Raw genomic sequence first — 18,626 nt, forward strand, 5'->3', positions numbered from 1 at the left:
CTATTACTGTAAGCCTGGTGTTTTCTTTTTAGTGAATTTAGTGGCCGTAGTGTTGGCCGGATCGTCTGGCCATAAATGGCGCGGATATCGACCACGCATTTCTTTTTTAACATCAACATAAGGCCCTTGCCAAAAGCTGGCTAAATCCGCAGTCACAGCAATAGGTCGCTGCGCAGGAGACAATAGTTCCATCGTGACCACCAGCTTACCATGAAGTAATTGCGGGCTTTGTGATAACCCCAATGCCTCTTGCAGTCGCACACTTAATAACGCTCGAGCTTGAATACCGAGACTTTTTCCGTTCTGGCGATTCGTTATTTGATCAATATCTGCATTATCACTGGCAATGTCATCAACTTGATAAGTGATCGGCGCTGATGTCCCTGTTGCCATTTTCCAATGTGTTGGTAACAGCTCATTTAATGTTTGTTGCTGCGACCAAGTTAATAGGTTCTTTACGTGGCCTAATATATCCACTTTTTGCAGTTTAGCAATCGAATTAACCTCAGTTAAATACGGCGCTAACCACTGCGACAAGCTGGCAAGTAAATGCTCTGTATCGATAACAGGCCAATCATGTTCAGGGGCAAACTGCTGTGCTAATTTTAAACGATATTGTAACTGATAAAAGCGCTCATCAAGGTTAAGGATGCTTAACCCTTTTCGTTGAATATGGCTCACTAACGCTTGCACAATTAAAGAAGAGTCAACATTACTCTCTAATGTGCGGCTAACAATAATGTCGCCTATTTTTTGTTGTCGTTCAGCATAAAATCGCCCTTTCACTTCATTCCATTCACAGATTTTATGTTCCGAAATCAAACTCGCTAAATCATGATGTAAATGGTCAGAGTTAATGGCTGCGGCTAAATAGACTCGACCGGCATTGCGCCCCTGTGATTCTTGAAAATCTGCCACCACTAACCAGTCATGATTGGACATATTATCTTCAATATCTATGGTAACGCCTGTGCCGTTACTCAGCTGAAACCCTTGTTTACCCCGTGCTTTAGCTATGCGGTCAGGAAAGGCTAACGCCAGTAAACTGCTGATGTCACGACTTGCTGCATCACGGGCGATTTGTTTTATATCACCTGACACAGCTAATAATTTCTGCCACTTTCTCACTTGATTAGCCATTAGCCCTTGGGATGCGAGAGAAAGGTACTGACTAATATCCACGCCTTTTTTAGGTAAGCCTCTCGCTTCTAATACGGCAGTGAGTAAGCATGCTAACGACACCAAATCCGCTTGTTGATGCGCATCAGCAAGTGCCTTAGATTGCAATAACATATGCGCTAAACGTGGATGGCAACCCAGTTCATAAGCGGCTTGGCCTTGTTGGGTTATCTTATGTTGAGCATCAACAAGTGCAAGCTGTGCTAACAAGCGCCAAGCAACTTGCTGATGTATCGTTGGCGGCGGCGTCAGTAAAGGTAAGTTTTCAATATTGCTTTCGCCCCAATAAGCGCAATCTAACGCCATTGAGGTTAATTCACTAATGCTGATTTCTGGGGCTTCTGTTTTGGCTAAGCGGCTTTGCTCTTCTTGTCCCCATAAACGTACACAACAGCCTGGTGCAAGACGACCTGCACGTCCTGCACGCTGAATAGAGGAGGCTTGGCTTATGCGTTTAAGTGATAAGCGACTCACACCTGTGCGGGGATTAAAGCTCGCTTCACGCTTATAACCACTGTCGACCACAATGGTGATGCCATCAATGGTCAAACTTGATTCGGCAACGTTAGTCGCAATAACAATTTTCCGCTTGCCATCTGGCGCTGGCGCTATCGCTTTATCTTGCTCAGCTGGGGTTAAGTCCCCATACAATGGACACAAGATAAATTGCTGACTATCAAGCTTTTGACTAAGGAGTCGTTGCAGTTTATTAATTTCGCCTTTGCCCGGCAAAAAAGCTAATACTGAACCTTGCTGATACTGGACTGGCACTGTTTTTGACTCAGTGCTGACGCTATCGATGATGACACTCGCTAACGCATCTAACCACTGCTGTTGACCCGCTACTGGGCGGTAGACTTTTTCAACATCAAAACTTCTGCCTTCACTGACTAGCATCGCAGCATCAGGCATTAAGTTCTGTAACGGTAAGCCTGAGAGCGTCGCCGACATGGCAATCAGCTTTAAGTCATCTCGTAATGATTCTTGCACTTCTAACGCCAGTGCTAAGCCTAAATCTGTGGGTAAATGACGTTCATGAATTTCATCAAAGATGATCACTTCAATTCCTGTGAGTTCAGGATCTTGTTGGATCATTCGAGTTAGAATGCCTTCAGTAACAATTTCTAATCGAGTGTTGGCGCTGACTTTTGCTTCACCACGCACGCGATAACCGACATTATCACCAACCTTTTCGCCCCTTGATTTAGCAATAAATTGCGCGACACTGCGGGCAGCAACACGCCTGGGTTCAAGCATCAGAATTTTGCCGTTGATTTGCGGCCATTGCAGCATTGCCATCGGCAATGCTGTGGACTTACCCGCCCCAGTAGGCGCTTCAAGGATAATTTGACTATGGTCGGTCAATGCTTGCTGCAACGGTGCAAACAAAGCTTGGATCGGTAATGAACTCAAAAGGATAACTTTAACAACGGATGATGCTATTCAGTTTACGCATATTCGAATCTTGATGCCATCTCATAGACTGACACCATTGCGTTGAATTGCGTTGAATTGAGTTATGTTGCGTTAATTTAGTAACCAAGGGCTGCGAACCCCTGAGGATAATTCAATTAACCGTGCAGGCCTGCCAATAGCATAACCTTGGCCATAATCTACGCCCAGCTCACGTAATAATCGGCCAATGGTCTCGCTTTCAACAAACTCACCAATCACTTCAAAATCCATGTCTTTACCCAGCTGACATATGGCCGACACAATGGCTTTATCACTGCGGTCATCACAAACATTCACTACAAATTGACCGTCAATTTTAACGTAATCAACATCAAGACATTTAAGGTAAGCAAAGCTTGAGAAACCTGAGCCAAAATCATCTAACGCCAGTTTACAACCTAGTGGCTTAAGTAAGTCAATCAAAGCTGTCGCTTGTTCAAGCTGACTCACAGCCGCTGTCTCAGTGATCTCAAAACACAGTTTGGACACTAACTCAGGCTCGACCATTAAACGCATTTCTAACCAGCTCATAAATTTACTGTCAGATAATGACAATGCAGATAAATTTACTGACACCATAGAAAGCTGTTCCCAAATTTCCATGTGGCGAGCGCCCCATTTTAATAAGTTATCTATGACCCAACGATCGATTTTTGAGGCCAGGTTATAACGTTCTGCCGCAGGAAGGAAAACCCCTGGTGAAACGTATCGGCCATCTTCTTGCACCATACGCAGCAGAATCTCCATATGAATACCCGATTCATCGGACGATAATGGCTCAATAAGTTGATAAAATAGCTCAAATTGATTCAGAGCCAATGCTGAAATGATATCCACTGAAGCGAGCATTTGATTGTACAACTGGTGCATTTGTGGATCGTTTTTACAATAAAAGTGCCAGCGATTTCGGCCGCCTTCTTTGGCAATTCGACAAGCTGCATCAGCTTGGCTCATTATGCTATATATATCTGAAGTGCGTGAGTCAAGTTCTGACAAGCCCATACTGATACTGACATTATGGGTGATTTCCCCCCAAATAAATTCGTGTTCCGATAGTTGCTGGCAAATTCGTTTTGCCACTAATTCGGCCGATTCTTTATCAGCATAGAACATCAAGATGCCAAACTCATCACCCCCTAACCTTGCGACAATATCACCGGTGCGTAATAGCAAGCTTAGGCGTTTGGATACTTGGCACAAAAGTTCATCACCCGCTTTATGACCACTCACATCATTGATCACCTGAAACTGGTCTAAATCAAGAAAAGCAACACACGCAGGCAGGCGATCTTTAGCATCAATAGCTTCTTCTAACATCGCTTCAAACTGCACACGATTGGGCAAACCAGTAAGAGGGTCATAGTTGGACTGGAATGACAGTTCATCGGCTAATCGATATCGCTCGGAAATATCTTCAACCATCATCAGTAAATGATTTTCGATATCTAACGCACGACAAAAGCTCATTTTATACCAATGTTTTGTTCCAGCGATAATTAATGGAATTTCGCACCAAGACTGATGCAAAGCGCCTTCACGCACAATGTGTAAACAATCTTCCAGCAGCAAATGATCATCTGAGTTAATTACCGAAAATAAACTTTGGTTTAGATGTAATGGTAAGTTCTGGTTGGCAACTTGGTTCTGTTTACTGACATTGTTATCTTTATCGATTAACGCACATGCGACGGGGAGTTGTTGAAATAGTTCTAAATATTGTAATTCTTTATTATTTAATAACTCAGTGACACGAGTCAGCTCCACTTGAGAACAAAGCGTAAGCGCACTTTCATTCACGAGATAAAATTTAGCATCTGCTTGAGCAACAATGCCTGTATGTTGATGTTGATACGGCACCAAACATAATCGGCTGTTGCCAATAACGACAGTATGGTTAATGTGTAATTGAATAGGCAGCGTGGATGATGTGATGAATTGATTTAATTCGTCAATTAATCGTACTGAAAAATGACTTTGCTTAACCTCGCTGGACTCTGGCTCTAGGTCTTTATCAGGAAATAAGCCACTGTGTTGATTAAGTAATAATTGCTCACACAGGATTGGAAATGATGCCAATGATAAACCAAGGATTTCGGCATTTTGGCGATTGTTCTCATACACTTTCAATGCATTGGCTTGTAAAACAAAGCCACTGGTAATGTGCTCTGATACTTGGGACAAAATAACGATCACGCCATCGCAGCCAAGTTGCTGTTGCAACGCTTCAACTTCTGTAGCCACTTGCTCTGACGATAACAAGCGACTTAATTCAGAAGATTGTTTACTGACCCATATCGATTCCAATTCGCTATCAATCATTAAATAACTCATTATGTAATTGCAATTTATCTCTCACTATTTAGTCGTATCGCTTTTAGCATTACGATGGTGAACTGTTGTTCCATAACGTTAACTACAATCTTAGCTCATATTATTAACGTCAGGTTAAAAACGACAACTTTCTTGGTTATCCTTAACTTAAGTAACCTATAAATTATCTTAGAGTTTATCTCTGTGCGAGATAATTCAATGCATAACGACTTAGTAAGGCAAACGAATGTCTGAAAATGATAACAAACGCACTTTTATTGGCTTTTCTATATCAATTAATAACCAGCAAAGGCTAATAAACATCCAACAGCGATTGGCATCTCACATCAATCCATCTGCCACACCAGTGCGTAATACTAACTTACACATAACTGCGGCTTTTTTAGGACTGACCAGTGCTCAAGGCATTGAAAAAATTGACACAGAGATATCCTCAATGTCATTGCATCGCTTTAGCCAAAGGCTTGAGCATATTAGTTATTGGCCGAAGGCAAAAATACTGTGTATCGAAGGAGTAGCCTCAATTGAATTAAGGAGTATTGTTGAGCAACTCACGCAGTTAACCAAGCAGCTAAACCTGCATCAAAGCCAACATGATTATCGGCCTCATGTCAGTTTATTTCGTCATGTAAAAACACCATCTTCAACTCAAGCGTTAATGAATGAGATAACGACAAAAGCTTCCAACATGATAAAACTAGCGCCTATTAGCTTCGATATCACTGAGCTGACTTTATTTGAATCAAAATCAACACCAATGGGAGTTGAATATTTAGCCCTTAAAAGTTGGCCACTGAACTGATAACTGTAAACTGCAAATCGGAAAGTTAAACACAAAAAAGCCGCATATAGCGGCTTTTGGGATGTAAATCGATTGTGGACTAACCAATACGACAGCTCTAGATCTCAGCTTATTTATTTAGTATCGCAGCAATAGTCAGAACACCGTGAGCCGTGGCACCCGCGCTCCATAGTGAATTAGCCGATGACGCATAGGCGCCAGCTAAATCCATATGTAACCAGTTAACATCAGGGCGAACAAAGCGCCACAAGAAGCCTGCAGCATTTGAAGCACCACCAGCACCGCCACCTTTCATTGCACGGCTGTTAGCCGTATCAGCATAAGGTGAAGGACACATATCTTTATGCCATGCATCTAATGGTAAAGGCCATACATTTTCAGCAACGCTTGCAGCTTGTTGCTGTGCTAACTGTAATGTTTCCATTTGCGGTGAGAAAATCGCGTTATAATTTGTCCCAACAGCCATGACGGCTGCGCCTGTTAATGTCGCTGCATCTATAATCAGTTCAGCTCCGGTATCGGATGCGGCTTGTAAACCATCAGCTAAGACTAAACGGCCTTCAGCGTCAGTATTAACCACTTCAACGGTAACGCCATTTTTGTAAGTCAGGATGTCACCTAACTTATAAGCATGACCACTGATTAAGTTCTCAGCGCAACATAGGAATAACTTCACGCGCTTATTCAGCCCAGCTTTCATTGCTAGACCTAATGCAGCGGTAACAGTGGCAGCGCCGCCCATGTCACATTTCATATCAAGCATGCCTTCAGATGGCTTAATACTGTAACCACCTGAATCGAATGTAATGCCTTTACCCACAAGTGCTGTTGATACTTCTGCATCATCACCTAGTGGATTAAAATCAAGTACCAACATCGCAGGAGGACGCTCACTACCACGACCGACAGCATGTAAGCCAATCCATTGCGCTTCTAATAGTTCTTGGCCTTCCACGATGTCATAACTAACATTGTCACCACCAATGGCCTTAAGCCATTTCGCAGCATGATTTGCCAATATCACTGGAGATAATTCTTCAGGGGTTTCATTGACCAACATGCGCGCAAAGCTGGCAGCTTCAAAGCGATGAGTTAACGTAGTCTGAATCTCACTGTCACCACACCACAATACCTCAAACTCACCTTTAGCAGTGGTAAAGCCTTGTGAGAATGCCCATTGAGAGTCAATGCTCCAAAGCGCACCATCCAATTGAACCTTGCTTACTCCCTGGCTGCGGATTTTTCTTGCAGCCGCCTGCACTTGGCGTAGTTCATCTGTACCTGATAAATGTATAAACGCTTGGTTGCCTTGATAGGTAACATCAGCTTTACCCCAAAGGCTCTGTGGCGCTTCTTGTGTTAGGGTAACAGTCATTATTTCCATTATGATTTCCTTGTTGTACTTGCATTGTCACTTTTGTTTCCAATGGGCTAAGTGTACTGTAATTCGATAATGAAACGTGACAAAAACTACTATAGATTTCAATAAAAATTGTAAACACTATTATTACGGAGAAGATTTTTTCATGGAGTTTACCCCAGCGCTGCAACAGGGAACCTTGATCAAACGTTACAAACGTTTTTTAGCTGATGTTAGGCTTGATGACGGAACAGAAACAACCATTCACTGCCCTAATACTGGTTCAATGAAGAATTGCTTATTTCCTGGTGAACTCGTGTGGTTTTCTACCTCAGATAACCCTAAAAGGAAATATCCAAATACGTGGGAAATCGCTCAAACAACAGAGCAACATTTAATTGGCATTAATACTGGTAGGGCTAATGCTTTGGCTGAAGAAGCCATCAATGCGGGTGTCATCACTGAGCTTACTGGTTATTCAACCCTAAAACGAGAAGTTAAATATGGTGATGAAAATAGCCGCATAGATATACTGCTCAGCGATGAAAATCGCCCTTTATGCTATGTAGAAATCAAAAGCTGTACATTATTAGAGCAAACAGTAGGCTATTTCCCTGATTCGGTCACTACAAGGGGGCAAAAGCATTTGCGCGAGCTTATGCATATGGTTAGTCTAGGTCATAGAGCAGTATTGCTGTTTGTTGTTCAGCATACTGGTATCAATATTGTGCAAGCTGCAGAGCATATCGATCCGCAATATGCATTATTACTAAAACAAGCGGTAAATAGCGGCGTAGAAGTTTTAGCTTATCAAACAGAATTATCGGCTATTTCAAGTACCCTAAGTCGTTCGTGCAAAGTGATTGTTTAGGTCAAAAAAGCGTAAAATACTAAACAAATAATTTGCCACGCTATAGCGTTTCTGCTATAGATAGCGGCCATAAATTTTACGACGCACATAAATCGCTAATTATTACAGGAGATGCGTTATGCCTGAAGGCACTAAAAAACTCGGCGTACTCGCTATCGCAGGTGTAGAACCTTACCAGGAAAAAGCTGGTGAGGAGTATATGGGTGAAGAGCAACGTGGTCATTTTAAAATGATTTTAGAAGCTTGGCGTAACCAGTTACGTGAAGAAGTTGACCGCACGTTAAACCATATGCAAGACGAAGCTGCTAACTTCCCAGATCCAGTAGACCGCGCGGCGCAGGAAGAAGAATTTAGTTTAGAGTTACGTGCTCGTGATAGAGAACGTAAACTCATTAAGAAAATTGAAAAGACATTACAAAAAATTGAAGAAGACGATTTTGGCTTCTGTGATTCTTGTGGTGTTGAGATTGGTATCCGCCGTCTTGAAGCACGTCCAACAGCTGATCAATGTATCGACTGTAAGACGCTTGCTGAAATTAAAGAAAAGCAAATGGCTGGCTAATTCAGCGACCACTGACAATCGGTTTAAGCACTTTCCGATATCAGATATTGGGCGAGATGATTCTCGCCCTTTGTTTTTGTATTTCCCCTACCGCTAAATTGATTTAAGCAAAAGGTATATCGGTGAACTCACCTCATTATATTGGTCGCTTTGCTCCATCCCCTTCTGGCCCATTACATTTTGGCTCTCTTATTGCTGCACTTGGCAGTTACCTTCGCGCTAGACATCAAAATGGCAAATGGCTTGTTCGTATTGAAGATATTGACCCGCCAAGAGAAGTTAAAGGCGCAAGTGATGACATTTTAGCCACGCTCGACGCCTATGGATTACATTGGGATGAGCAAGTTCTTTATCAAAGTCAGCGAACAGAAATATACCAACAGAAAATAGATACTCTATTAAGTAAAGACTTAGCCTACTTTTGTCAATGTACTCGAAAACAAATTGGTCAGATGGGCGGCGTTTATGACAGCCGCTGCGGACAATTAACCTCACCACTCAACCAAGGCGCTATTCGAATTCGAAATACCGCTAAAGTTGATCAGTTCAATGACTTGTTGATGGGTAATATCACAGTCAATGAAGGATTTGCAGGTGAAGATTTTATTATTAAACGCAGTGACGGCTTATATGCTTATCAACTTGCGGTAGTGATCGACGATGCTTTTCAAGGCATTACTGAAATTGTACGAGGCTGTGATTTGCTCGAAACCAGCTGCCGACAATTAAGCATGAATAAAATTCTTGGTTTTTGTTCGCCAAACTGGCTGCATCTACCTCTAGCATGCACTAAACCCGGATTTAAGCTTTCTAAACAAAATTATGCAAATGCAATTGATGTCATTAGGCCACAAGCCAGTATCAATGCGGCTTTGCAATTTTTAGGGCAAGCCCAAGTAGACATAGACCATGTGGATATCATGCTAAAACAAGCATGCGAGCAATTTAGTATTGTTGATATTCCACAAGTATCTGAGATTCTGATAGCGCAGTGATATACTCATTGGCGTACAATTGGTATATCATAGCCGCCAGATTTTTAACCATTTAATTTTAACCATTAATCGTATCGTTCGAGGTGTATTATTTTTCGCCGTATTAGCCAATTCTGCAAACAACTGTTTGAAGACAATAAATCCACTCCGGTCATTGAGCCAGAAGCTCAAGATGACGGATTGCGCCTGGACATTGTCACCAGAGATGCCCATACAATTTCTAGGCGTCAAATCAGTGAAAATGCACTAAAAGTTCTTTACCGTTTGAGCAAGTCAGGCTACAAAGCCTACCTTGTCGGCGGTGGTGTTCGCGATATCCTATTAGGCATGGAACCGAAAGATTTCGACGTTGTGACCAATGCAACCCCTGAAGAAATCAAAAAACTATTCCGTAATAGCCGCCTTGTGGGTCGTAGATTTAGATTAGCGCACATTGTATTTGGCCGCGACGTGATTGAAGTCGCCACTTTCCGTGGTCACCATGGCGAAACCGACGAAAAAATTTCGAAATCAAATGCTGAAGGTCGTCTATTACGCGACAACGTCTATGGCGAAATCGATGAAGATGCAGAACGCCGTGACTTTACAATCAATGCACTTTATTACGATATCAGTGACTACTCTATCCGCAGTTATGGCGGTGGTATTAGTGACTTAGATGCCAGAACCATTCGTTTGATTGGCGATCCAGAAACCCGTTACCGTGAAGATCCGGTGCGTATGCTTCGAGCTGTGCGCTTTGCAACCAAACTGGATATGCAAATCGAATCAAAAACAGCGGCGCCAATTAAAGAGTTAGCACCACTGCTTAAAGATATTCCAGCAGCACGTATGTACGAAGAAGTACTTAAGCTGTTTTTTGCTGGCAAAGCACAAGCTAACTACGAAATGATGCGAGACTTAGGGTTATTCCAACCACTTTTTCCGCAAATTTCAGCGCAAATTAAAGAGCAACCAAACGGTTATACCGCCAAAATGCTCAATGCTGTCATGAGCAACACAGATTTACGCGTTAGCCAAGACAAGCCTGTCACACCGGCATTTTTCTACGCTGCCCTGCTTTGGTATCCATTAAAGCAACGTGCTGATGATATAGCGCTTGAAAGTGGCTTAAGCCACTACGATGCACATGTCGCTGCAATGGGTGATGTGATGGAGCAACAATGCCGCACCATCAGTATTCCGCGTCGCTTTAGCACGCCAGCTAAAGATATTTGGCAACTACAACTTCGACTTGAGCGCAGCCAAGGCACTCGTGCATTTAAATTGCTCGAACACCCTAAGTTCCGTGCAGCTTATGATTTATTACTCCTTCGTGGTGAAGCAGAAGCTGGCAACATAGGTAAAATAGCAGCGTGGTGGCAATCATTCGTTGAAGCGGATGAACAACAGCGTTCTGACATAGTGAAAAGCAGCAAAAAAGGTCCTAGCCGTAATCGCAATGCTCAACAGCGTAAACGTCGTCGTCCTAGTAAGCCTAAATCAGAGTCTGCAGGTACGACTGAGAAAAACTCAGCACCTAAAGCTGAAACAAAAGGCTAACCATGAGCACCACGGTTTATGTGGCGTTAGGGGCAAACCTAAATGAACCAGTACAGCAAATCCAAGACGCTGTACTGGCGTTAAAAAAGATTGCTCTCGATGCGATTGTTAATGTGTCACCACTGTATCGTTCAGTCCCTATGGGCGATGTTGAACAGCCTGATTACGTCAATGGTGTGGCACGATTTAACACCGACCTTGCACCAATAGCTTTGCTCGACGCATTGCAAGCGATTGAAAATACCCAAGGCCGTGTCAGAGAGATACGTTGGGGACCACGTACGTTAGATTTAGATATCTTACTGTACGGGACACAAATCATCGATGAGCCTCGACTATCGGTTCCCCATTATGGAATGAAGCAACGCAGTTTTGTTCTCATTCCACTTGCAGATATTAATCAACAATTAATACTGCCATGTAGCACCGAATTAAAAAGCTTAATTACCCGTGAAATGCGAGCTGAATTAATTCAAATTTAATCAGCTTTTATGCCGTTTGCATCGCATATCCATTACTTGAATATGAATTGCTTCTAAGAGTTTATTATGTCAAAAGTCACTAGCTCAACCCTCATAAAATTCAAACAAGAAGGTAAGAAATTTACCGCGTTGACCGCCTACGATGCGAGCTTTGCTGGCGCATTTGATAGCGAAGGCGTCGATGTCCTACTGGTTGGTGATTCTTTAGGTATGGTTCTGCAAGGCCACAGTGATACATTGCCTGTCACAGTCAATGATATTGCCTATCATACAGCCAGTGTAAATCGCGGTTGCAAACGAGCCCTACTTATTGCTGATATGCCTTTCATGAGTTACGCCACCCCAGAACAAACTATGGCTAATGCTGCAATTTTGATGCAGGCAGGTGCAACCATGGTCAAACTGGAAGGCGGTGAATGGTTACTTGATAGTGTGAGAATGTTGACTCAACGCGGTATTCCAGTATGTGCTCATTTAGGCCTCACGCCACAATCAGTGCATGTTTTTGGCGGTTTTAAAGTACAAGGTCGTGAAGAAGATAAAGCTCAACGCATGATTGATGATGCCTTAGCATTACAAGCTGCTGGTGCTCAATTATTAGTGGTTGAATGCATTCCGAGCTCACTGGCAAAACGCATTACTGAAGCATTGACCATCCCAGTCATTGGTATTGGCGCTGGTGGTGATACCGACGGGCAAATCTTGGTTATGCACGATGTACTAGGTATCTCAAGCGGCTATATTCCTAAGTTTTCTAAAAACTATTTGCAGCAAACTGGCGAAATTCGTTCTGCAGTGAAAGCCTATATTGAAGAAGTCGCCAATGGCACATTCCCAGCCGATGAGCACTCGTTTAACTAAGCTTTATAACAAACAACATTGGCATGCAGTGTGAGTTCATCTTAGTAACTGCATTAAAATTTATTGTACAACTAGGTAAATATCGATGATTACCACAGCGAATATTGCTGAAATCAGAGCACAAGTAAAACAATGGCACATGCAAGGCGAAACCGTTGCCTTTGTGCCAACGATGGGTAACTTACACAATGGTCACATAACATTAGTGACTGAAGCGCTAAAACGCGCAGACCATGTGGTGGTGTCCATTTTTGTCAATCCAATGCAATTTGGCCAAAATGAAGATCTTGACGCTTATCCAAGAACGTTAGCAGCAGATAGTGACGCACTTATTAATGCAGGTGCAGAGCTATTATTCACCCCTACTCCTAGCATCATCTACCCAAAAGGTTTAGCGCAACAAACTTTTGTTGAAGTACCGAATATTGGTGATGAGTTTTGCGGTGCAAGTCGACCAGGGCATTTTCGTGGTGTAGCCACGATTGTATGCAAGCTATTTAATATCGTTCAAGCCGATGTGGCTTTATTTGGCCGTAAAGATTATCAACAGCTCATGGTGATTAAAGCGATGGCTGAAGATTTATCATTACCGATTGAGATTATTGGTATTGACACAATAAGAGAAGCATCTGGTTTAGCCATGAGCTCAAGAAATGGTTATTTAACTGCTGAGCAAAAGCAACAAGCTGCTGCGATTAAACAGTGTATGGATAAGCTTGCAGCTGATGTTGCTTGTGGAAAAAACATTGCTGAAAGTGAGGCTATTGCGGCTGAAACGTTAGTGAAGGCAGGTTTTAAAATGGATTACTTGTCTGTTAGAAACGCCACTAATTTAGCCCCTATTACTAATGAAGATCACAATCTAGTGATCTTAGTTGCTGCCTACCTTGGCAATACCCGCCTTATAGATAATCTTACCTTTAGCCGCTAATCTATTCGCCACTGACTTTGTAAGACTTAGCTGATTGTTCACTAAGTCTTACAAATTTAACGCAAAGTTCTTCTGTGCCAATAAAAAATCTACTGTCAAAAAACTGGTTTTATCGTTAAAATTAGGCCATAGTAATTAAGCATATTTAAACATTATAGCTACAAGCAGCTATAATGATTTACAACCACCTAGCGCCAATGGGTTTTGGCCGACTAGCGGTAACCATCTGATATACCTTCAACACGGTGTTGAAACGATGTTAGATTACAAAAGGATCTGTGGCCGCATGCCAATAAGACTACTCATCACATTCATTATTGTATTATTCATGGGGCCAACTTTCGCCTCTGCTAATACAATTTATAAATGCATGAAGGACAATAAAATCGCCTTCAGTCAGACTGTTTGCCCAAAAGAATATCGTCAGCACAAAATTGAATACCAGCTTGGGATCACCACAGAAGTTGATTCGGATAAGGTTGTCTTAAAAGAAGACCCGCTTAAAGCTTTGCTGAAAAAACAAACCATTTCCAAAGAGAAATTAATCCAATTATTGGATAGTGAAGTTTATCGCCTCAAGCAAGAAAATAGTTATTTTGAAATTTTACGTGCCAGTGAAATTCAAAAACTTGATCGTAATCGCTATTGGCACAAGAAAGAAAAAGACGATCCAGATTATGTAGAAGATTTAGCTGAGATTAATAATCGATTTGATGAGTTAATGAAAAATAATCGTCACGTGATTATTGTACTTATCGAACACAAAAACAAAATCCTAGCAGAAAGCGCCAATGATGGCGCTATCGCTAAAGAATAATAGTAAGCAAATCCCTCAGCGCAACACCCACTAACTAAAGCGTTCTCGAGCTATTCCAGTTCCTATCATCCAGATATTCGCCCAACACCTTACATTAGCCATTCATTAATCAGGCTTAAATACGCCGATGACATTACCTGTGGCTTTTTCAGCGACTTTTGCCTCTGTTTGTTGTTCACGGTAATCACAGTCAGTACACTCAACGGTTTCAACACCATTTTCTTTAAATAGTTGAATAGTATCTTGAGCATGACATTGAGGGCATTTAGCCCCAGCTACAAAGCGTTTTTTTATTTTAGCCATAATCTTATTATTGTTCTTCTGTGCATTTGCGATATCAGTAGCAGTATTTTGCCACGAATTGGTTAATCCAGTCTCGCTCTAGTGTTAAAAAAGTATCAATTACGCTATTATCGCTGCACTTTTTGTATTATCACCAGTCAAGTTGCCATTCATGATTAACATCAGCCAAGCCCAACTCATCCGCGGAACGAAAACCCTACTCGATGAAGCTAACCTTACCGTCTATCCTGGCCATAAAGTTGGCCTAGTCGGTGCGAATGGCACAGGGAAATCATCTCTATTGGCGCTCATTTTAGGCAATTTACAACTTGATAAAGGCGAATTTAGTTTACCTGCGGGTTGGCAAGTCGCCACTGTTGCCCAAGAAACACCGGCACTTGAAGTCTCAGCGCTAGAATATGTACTCGATGGTGATATTGAGTTTCGTCAACTTGAGGCTCAACTGGCTATCGCTCAAGAAAAAGATGATGGCCATAACATCGCGCTGATACATGGAAAAATTGATGCTATCGGTGGTTATGCCATTCGCTCACGAGCGAGCTCCCTGTTAGCTGGTCTAGGGTTTAGTGAGCCAGAACAAAGTAACCCAGTAAAAAGCTTCTCTGGTGGCTGGAGAATGCGTCTTAACTTAGCGCAGGCACTATTATGCCGCTCTGACTTATTGTTACTAGATGAACCCACCAACCATTTAGATTTAGATACCATGTATTGGTTAGAAGGTTGGATTAAAGCCTACCAAGGTACGCTTATCTTAATTAGTCATGACCGTGACTTTATTGACGGGATCGTTGATGAAATTGTTCACGTTGAGCATGCCAAACTGAATTATTACAAAGGTAATTACAGCTCATTTGAGCGTATTCGTGCTGAAAGATTATCTCAGCAACAAGCCGCATTTGAACGTCAACAAAAAGAACGCGCTCACATGCAATCTTTTGTCGACCGCTTCCGTTATAAAGCCAGTAAAGCCAAACAGGCTCAAAGTCGATTAAAAGCCTTAGAAAAAATGGCTAACTTATTACCTTCACAAGTCGACAGCCAGTTTCATATGGCTTTTCGTGAGCCTGACGCTTTACCTAATCCTTTAGCGACCATGGAGAATGTGTCTATTGGCTACGGTGACAAAACCGTATTAAGTGAAGTCAAACTTAACCTAGTTCCAGGTGCGCGTATTGGTCTGTTAGGCCGAAATGGAGCCGGTAAATCGACTCTGATAAAATTACTCACTGGAGATTTAGCCCCTATAACAGGTAAATATCAGCCTAATCCTGGTCTGAATATTGGTTACTTCGCTCAGCATCAAATTGAATTTTTAAGTTTGGATGACACCCCGCTACAGCATTTAGTCCGTCTAGCGCCCAATGCGAAAGAGCTTGAACTACGTAGCTTTTTAGGCGGATTTGGTTTTAATGGTGATATGGCTATGTCGGCTGTTAGACCTTTCTCGGGTGGCGAAAAAGCCCGTTTAGTTCTGGCACTACTCGTATGGCAAAAACCAAACGTATTACTTTTAGATGAACCGACCAACCACCTTGATTTAGAGATGCGTCATGCACTGACCATGGCATTGCAAACTTTTGAAGGTGCAATGGTCATTGTGTCACATGATCGACATCTTTTACGGTTAAGCTGTAGTGACTATTACCTTGTAGACCAAGGTGCTGTAAAGCCTTTCCAAGGCGATTTAGATGATTATCACCAATGGTTGCTCGATGCAGCAAAAGCAGCGCAATCATCTGCCGCTAAAGAGGGTGACACTAAGCCAACAATCGACAAAAAACAGCAGAAACGTTTTGAAGCCGAATTAAGACAGAAAGTGTCTCCATTGCGTAAACAGCAAATTAAGCTTGAGACACAACAGCAAAAAATCAGCACACGTTTAGCTGAACTTGAAATCGACTTGGCTGATGGCTCGCTTTATGAAGCGGAAAATAAAGCTAAAATGACTAAAGTGCTTAATGAGAGAACTGAACTGACACAAGCGATGGACGAAAGTGAAATGACTTGGCTTGATCTTCAAGAGCAGATTGAAGTTATCGAACAAGAGTTTACCCTCAATTAATCTGCCAATTGTTTGAATGAGCTAAATATGTGCCTGCAACAATCATTCAAACAAGAGGAAACAGGTTAAAGCCTCTGATTTAATAAGCTTTAACCTGTAGTTATCAAAATTTAACTATCACCTGAAATGCACCAAGCTTTTCAAGGACAATAAGATTCAAGTTATCGTGCTATCGATAATACAAGATAACGTAATCCTCATTATCAGTCTGAATCTTAAAGAATGGATACTTACACGTTGGAGAAAGTCTAGTGCAACCTTTTAACTCATTAATTTGGCGTGATTGTGACAATCTATACGCGACCAATCCAGTAAGCTACATCAGCGTACAAGACGACTACCAAGTTAATGTAAACCTACTATTGTTGGCCCAATACCTTGACCAACAGTGCCACTATTTACCATTAGCGCAGTGGGAAGTACTCGCCTCGACCATTGAAGACTGGGATACTAAAGTTGTTACCCCATATCGTAAATTACGCCGCTTAGCTAAATCACATTTACAAGCAGGCGAATATCAACAAATGTTAGATATAGAGTTGATGATGGAGCGCAAAACTCAGCAAATGTTGCTGAAGAAATTAAATCAGTTTGAGCAAAGCTCAATTAATGCTGACGCTACTTCCGATATTGCCTCTGATAAAAAAGACACCTATAACACCGAAAATTACTTGTGCTTATTTGGTATCGACGCAGATTATTTTACTCAATTACAAAGTGCTTAAAGCGAGCAGCGAATACCGATATTATCAATATTCGCTGCACCACTTATACATCCGCTAAAGCAATACTATCTGCCGTTAAAGCAATACTATCAGCCGTTAAAACAAAGATTATGAATGACTTTGTTGCGGTAAGCGTGTCGAAATGATTGCTGCTAACGCAATCATCACACTCGAAATCCACAAGCAGGCCTCAAGTCCGTATTGCTGAAATACCCAACCCGATAACAAAGTGCCAATAAGCCTGCCCATCGCATTAGCCATATAATAGAAGCCAACATCTAAAGACACGCCATCTTTATCTGCGTAACTCACAATTAGATAGCTATGCATCGATGAGTTCACTGCAAACAATCCGCCGAAAACTAATAACCCGCCGATAAGCATAATATGACTATGCCAATCGAAAGTGAGAGCCAGTGCAATCACTCCAGGAATAATAGCCAATACCGCAGCCCATAAGCAGGCACTTTTACCATCAGGGACCTTACCTTGTTTTTTGCCGGTAAAATGGGGCGCAAAGGATTGAACACCACCATAAGCAATAACCCACAAGGCTAAAAAGCCCCCAACATACCAATGATCCCAGCCAAATTGACTGGCAAGAAAGACGGGCAATGCCACCACAAACCATACATCTCTTGCTGCAAACAAAAACAGCCTTGCTGCAGATAAGTAGTTAATGGTACTGCTCTTAGAGAAAATCTCTGTAAACTTGGGCTTCGCAGTCGCTTTGCCTAACTGGCTTTTTAAGGTTAATACGCTAAATATCCACACCAGCAATAACGCGACTGCCATTATTAAGATTGCTGCCTGAAAACCAAACACAGTCAGCAACGCGCCACCTAAGAAAAAACCCACACCTTTAAGGGCATTTTTAGAACCAGTAAGAATAGCAACCCATTGATATAATTTACCTTCAGCTCCAGCGGGAACCAATGTTTTAATGGCACTTTTGGCGCTCATTTTATTCAAGTCTTTAGCAATGCCAGATAATGCCTGCGCCGCCATTACCCACACCACAGTGAGCCATTCACTGGGTACCAGCAGCATAGACAGAGCAAACACTTGCAAGCCGAGGCCGATATTCATGGTGCGATTTAAACCCACTCTCGCACCAAGCCAACCTCCGACAAGATTAGTCACAACACCAAAAATTTCGTAGAACAAAAACAGCATTGCAATTTCAATCGGGCTAAAACCTAAACCATGAAAATGCAGCACCACCAGCATTCGCAGTGCACCATCGGTCAATGTAAATGCCCAATAGTTGCCAGTCACAATTAAGTACTGTTTTATCTCACTGGGCAAGTTTGCCAATTTTGTGAATAAAGACATCGGTATAACCCTA

At 42.2% G+C, this 18,626-nt stretch carries 16 protein-coding genes; 11 read left to right on the forward strand and 5 right to left on the reverse strand.

All coding sequences use genetic code 11. The annotated features are described in order from the left end of the window. Window positions 1–3: 3 nt before the first annotated feature. Entirely contained in the window at window positions 4–2,592 is a 2,589-nt protein-coding gene (hrpB, locus tag L2737_RS09790; RefSeq protein ID WP_248955612.1) for an ATP-dependent helicase HrpB, read from the reverse strand. Between the two features lie 114 nt (window positions 2,593–2,706). Continuing rightward, window positions 2,707–4,953: a putative bifunctional diguanylate cyclase/phosphodiesterase gene (locus L2737_RS09795; protein WP_248955613.1), complete on the reverse strand. Its 2,247-nt coding sequence runs from the start codon at window positions 4,951–4,953 to the stop codon at window positions 2,707–2,709. A gap of 238 nt (window positions 4,954–5,191) precedes the next feature. Here L2737_RS09795 and thpR point away from each other — a divergent pair, with 238 nt between their 5' ends. Beyond that, entirely contained in the window at window positions 5,192–5,767 is a 576-nt protein-coding gene (thpR, locus tag L2737_RS09800) for an RNA 2',3'-cyclic phosphodiesterase (protein ID WP_248955614.1), read from the forward strand. 109 nt (window positions 5,768–5,876) lie between these two features. On the opposite strand, the gene pepB is transcribed toward thpR, so the two are convergent. After that, window positions 5,877–7,151 (reverse strand): aminopeptidase PepB, encoded by a 1,275-nt coding sequence (gene pepB / locus L2737_RS09805; protein WP_102529240.1) that lies wholly within the window; start codon window positions 7,149–7,151, stop codon window positions 5,877–5,879. Window positions 7,152–7,293: 142 nt separating this feature from the next. On the opposite strand from pepB, the gene sfsA reads away from it, so the two are divergent. The 8 genes from sfsA (at window position 7,294) to L2737_RS09845 (ending at window position 14,188) form a co-directional block, all read left to right on the forward strand. Then, window positions 7,294–7,998 carry a DNA/RNA nuclease SfsA gene (gene sfsA / locus L2737_RS09810; protein WP_248955615.1) on the forward strand — a complete coding sequence of 235 codons (705 nt, stop codon included), beginning with the start codon at window positions 7,294–7,296 and terminating at the stop codon, window positions 7,996–7,998. A gap of 118 nt (window positions 7,999–8,116) precedes the next feature. After that, the gene (dksA, locus tag L2737_RS09815; RefSeq protein ID WP_055024924.1) at window positions 8,117–8,560 is read left to right on the forward strand and encodes an RNA polymerase-binding protein DksA; all 444 of its coding nucleotides are present in this window, start codon (window positions 8,117–8,119) and stop codon (window positions 8,558–8,560) included. A 122-nt stretch (window positions 8,561–8,682) separates the two neighbouring features. Further along, entirely contained in the window at window positions 8,683–9,555 is an 873-nt protein-coding gene (gene gluQRS, locus L2737_RS09820) for a tRNA glutamyl-Q(34) synthetase GluQRS (RefSeq protein WP_248955616.1), read from the forward strand. 180 nt (window positions 9,556–9,735) lie between these two features. Next, window positions 9,736–11,097 carry a polynucleotide adenylyltransferase PcnB gene (pcnB, locus tag L2737_RS09825; RefSeq protein WP_241906469.1) on the forward strand — a complete coding sequence of 454 codons (1,362 nt, stop codon included), beginning with the start codon at window positions 9,736–9,738 and terminating at the stop codon, window positions 11,095–11,097. A 2-nt stretch (window positions 11,098–11,099) separates the two neighbouring features. Next, window positions 11,100–11,579 carry a 2-amino-4-hydroxy-6-hydroxymethyldihydropteridine diphosphokinase gene (gene folK / locus L2737_RS09830; protein WP_102529236.1) on the forward strand — a complete coding sequence of 160 codons (480 nt, stop codon included), beginning with the start codon at window positions 11,100–11,102 and terminating at the stop codon, window positions 11,577–11,579. Window positions 11,580–11,645: 66 nt separating this feature from the next. Beyond that, the gene (gene panB / locus L2737_RS09835) at window positions 11,646–12,440 is read left to right on the forward strand and encodes a 3-methyl-2-oxobutanoate hydroxymethyltransferase (RefSeq protein ID WP_248955617.1); all 795 of its coding nucleotides are present in this window, start codon (window positions 11,646–11,648) and stop codon (window positions 12,438–12,440) included. Window positions 12,441–12,525: 85 nt separating this feature from the next. Next, window positions 12,526–13,371, forward strand: coding sequence for a pantoate--beta-alanine ligase (gene panC, locus L2737_RS09840; protein WP_248955618.1), 846 nt, complete (start codon window positions 12,526–12,528; stop codon window positions 13,369–13,371). A 286-nt stretch (window positions 13,372–13,657) separates the two neighbouring features. Continuing rightward, window positions 13,658–14,188 carry a hypothetical protein gene (locus L2737_RS09845; protein ID WP_102529233.1) on the forward strand — a complete coding sequence of 177 codons (531 nt, stop codon included), beginning with the start codon at window positions 13,658–13,660 and terminating at the stop codon, window positions 14,186–14,188. Window positions 14,189–14,293: 105 nt separating this feature from the next. Here the strand turns inward: L2737_RS09845 and L2737_RS09850 are convergent, their stop codons facing one another. Further along, window positions 14,294–14,491, reverse strand: coding sequence for a YheV family putative zinc ribbon protein (locus L2737_RS09850; protein WP_229371182.1), 198 nt, complete (start codon window positions 14,489–14,491; stop codon window positions 14,294–14,296). A gap of 151 nt (window positions 14,492–14,642) precedes the next feature. Here L2737_RS09850 and L2737_RS09855 point away from each other — a divergent pair, with 151 nt between their 5' ends. Both L2737_RS09855 and L2737_RS09860 read left to right on the forward strand, forming a co-directional pair. Beyond that, window positions 14,643–16,553 (forward strand): ABC transporter ATP-binding protein, encoded by a 1,911-nt coding sequence (locus L2737_RS09855; protein WP_229371180.1) that lies wholly within the window; start codon window positions 14,643–14,645, stop codon window positions 16,551–16,553. 251 nt (window positions 16,554–16,804) lie between these two features. Next, entirely contained in the window at window positions 16,805–17,278 is a 474-nt protein-coding gene (locus tag L2737_RS09860) for a TIGR02444 family protein (RefSeq protein WP_248955619.1), read from the forward strand. Between the two features lie 108 nt (window positions 17,279–17,386). Here L2737_RS09860 and arsJ read toward each other — a convergent pair whose 3' ends face one another. Then, complete coding sequence (gene arsJ, locus L2737_RS09865) at window positions 17,387–18,613, reverse strand: organoarsenical effux MFS transporter ArsJ (protein WP_248955620.1); 1,227 nt, start codon at window positions 18,611–18,613, stop codon at window positions 17,387–17,389. Window positions 18,614–18,626: the final 13 nt, after the last annotated feature.

The organism is Shewanella electrodiphila (genome assembly GCF_023283985.1).
Lineage (GTDB): Bacteria > Pseudomonadota > Gammaproteobacteria > Enterobacterales > Shewanellaceae > Shewanella > Shewanella electrodiphila.

Coding starts and splice junctions, on each gene's coding strand:
- L2737_RS09795 (WP_248955613.1), bottom strand. CDS start 4,953: ATGATTGATAGCGAATTGGAATCGATATGGGTCAGTAAACAATCTTCT.
- thpR (WP_248955614.1), top strand. CDS start 5,192: ATGTCTGAAAATGATAACAAACGCACTTTTATTGGCTTTTCTATATCA.
- pepB (WP_102529240.1), bottom strand. CDS start 7,151: ATGGAAATAATGACTGTTACCCTAACACAAGAAGCGCCACAGAGCCTT.
- sfsA (WP_248955615.1), top strand. CDS start 7,294: ATGGAGTTTACCCCAGCGCTGCAACAGGGAACCTTGATCAAACGTTAC.
- dksA (WP_055024924.1), top strand. CDS start 8,117: ATGCCTGAAGGCACTAAAAAACTCGGCGTACTCGCTATCGCAGGTGTA.
- folK (WP_102529236.1), top strand. CDS start 11,100: ATGAGCACCACGGTTTATGTGGCGTTAGGGGCAAACCTAAATGAACCA.
- panB (WP_248955617.1), top strand. CDS start 11,646: ATGTCAAAAGTCACTAGCTCAACCCTCATAAAATTCAAACAAGAAGGT.
- panC (WP_248955618.1), top strand. CDS start 12,526: ATGATTACCACAGCGAATATTGCTGAAATCAGAGCACAAGTAAAACAA.
- L2737_RS09845 (WP_102529233.1), top strand. CDS start 13,658: ATGCCAATAAGACTACTCATCACATTCATTATTGTATTATTCATGGGG.
- L2737_RS09850 (WP_229371182.1), bottom strand. CDS start 14,491: ATGGCTAAAATAAAAAAACGCTTTGTAGCTGGGGCTAAATGCCCTCAA.
- L2737_RS09855 (WP_229371180.1), top strand. CDS start 14,643: ATGATTAACATCAGCCAAGCCCAACTCATCCGCGGAACGAAAACCCTA.
- arsJ (WP_248955620.1), bottom strand. CDS start 18,613: ATGTCTTTATTCACAAAATTGGCAAACTTGCCCAGTGAGATAAAACAG.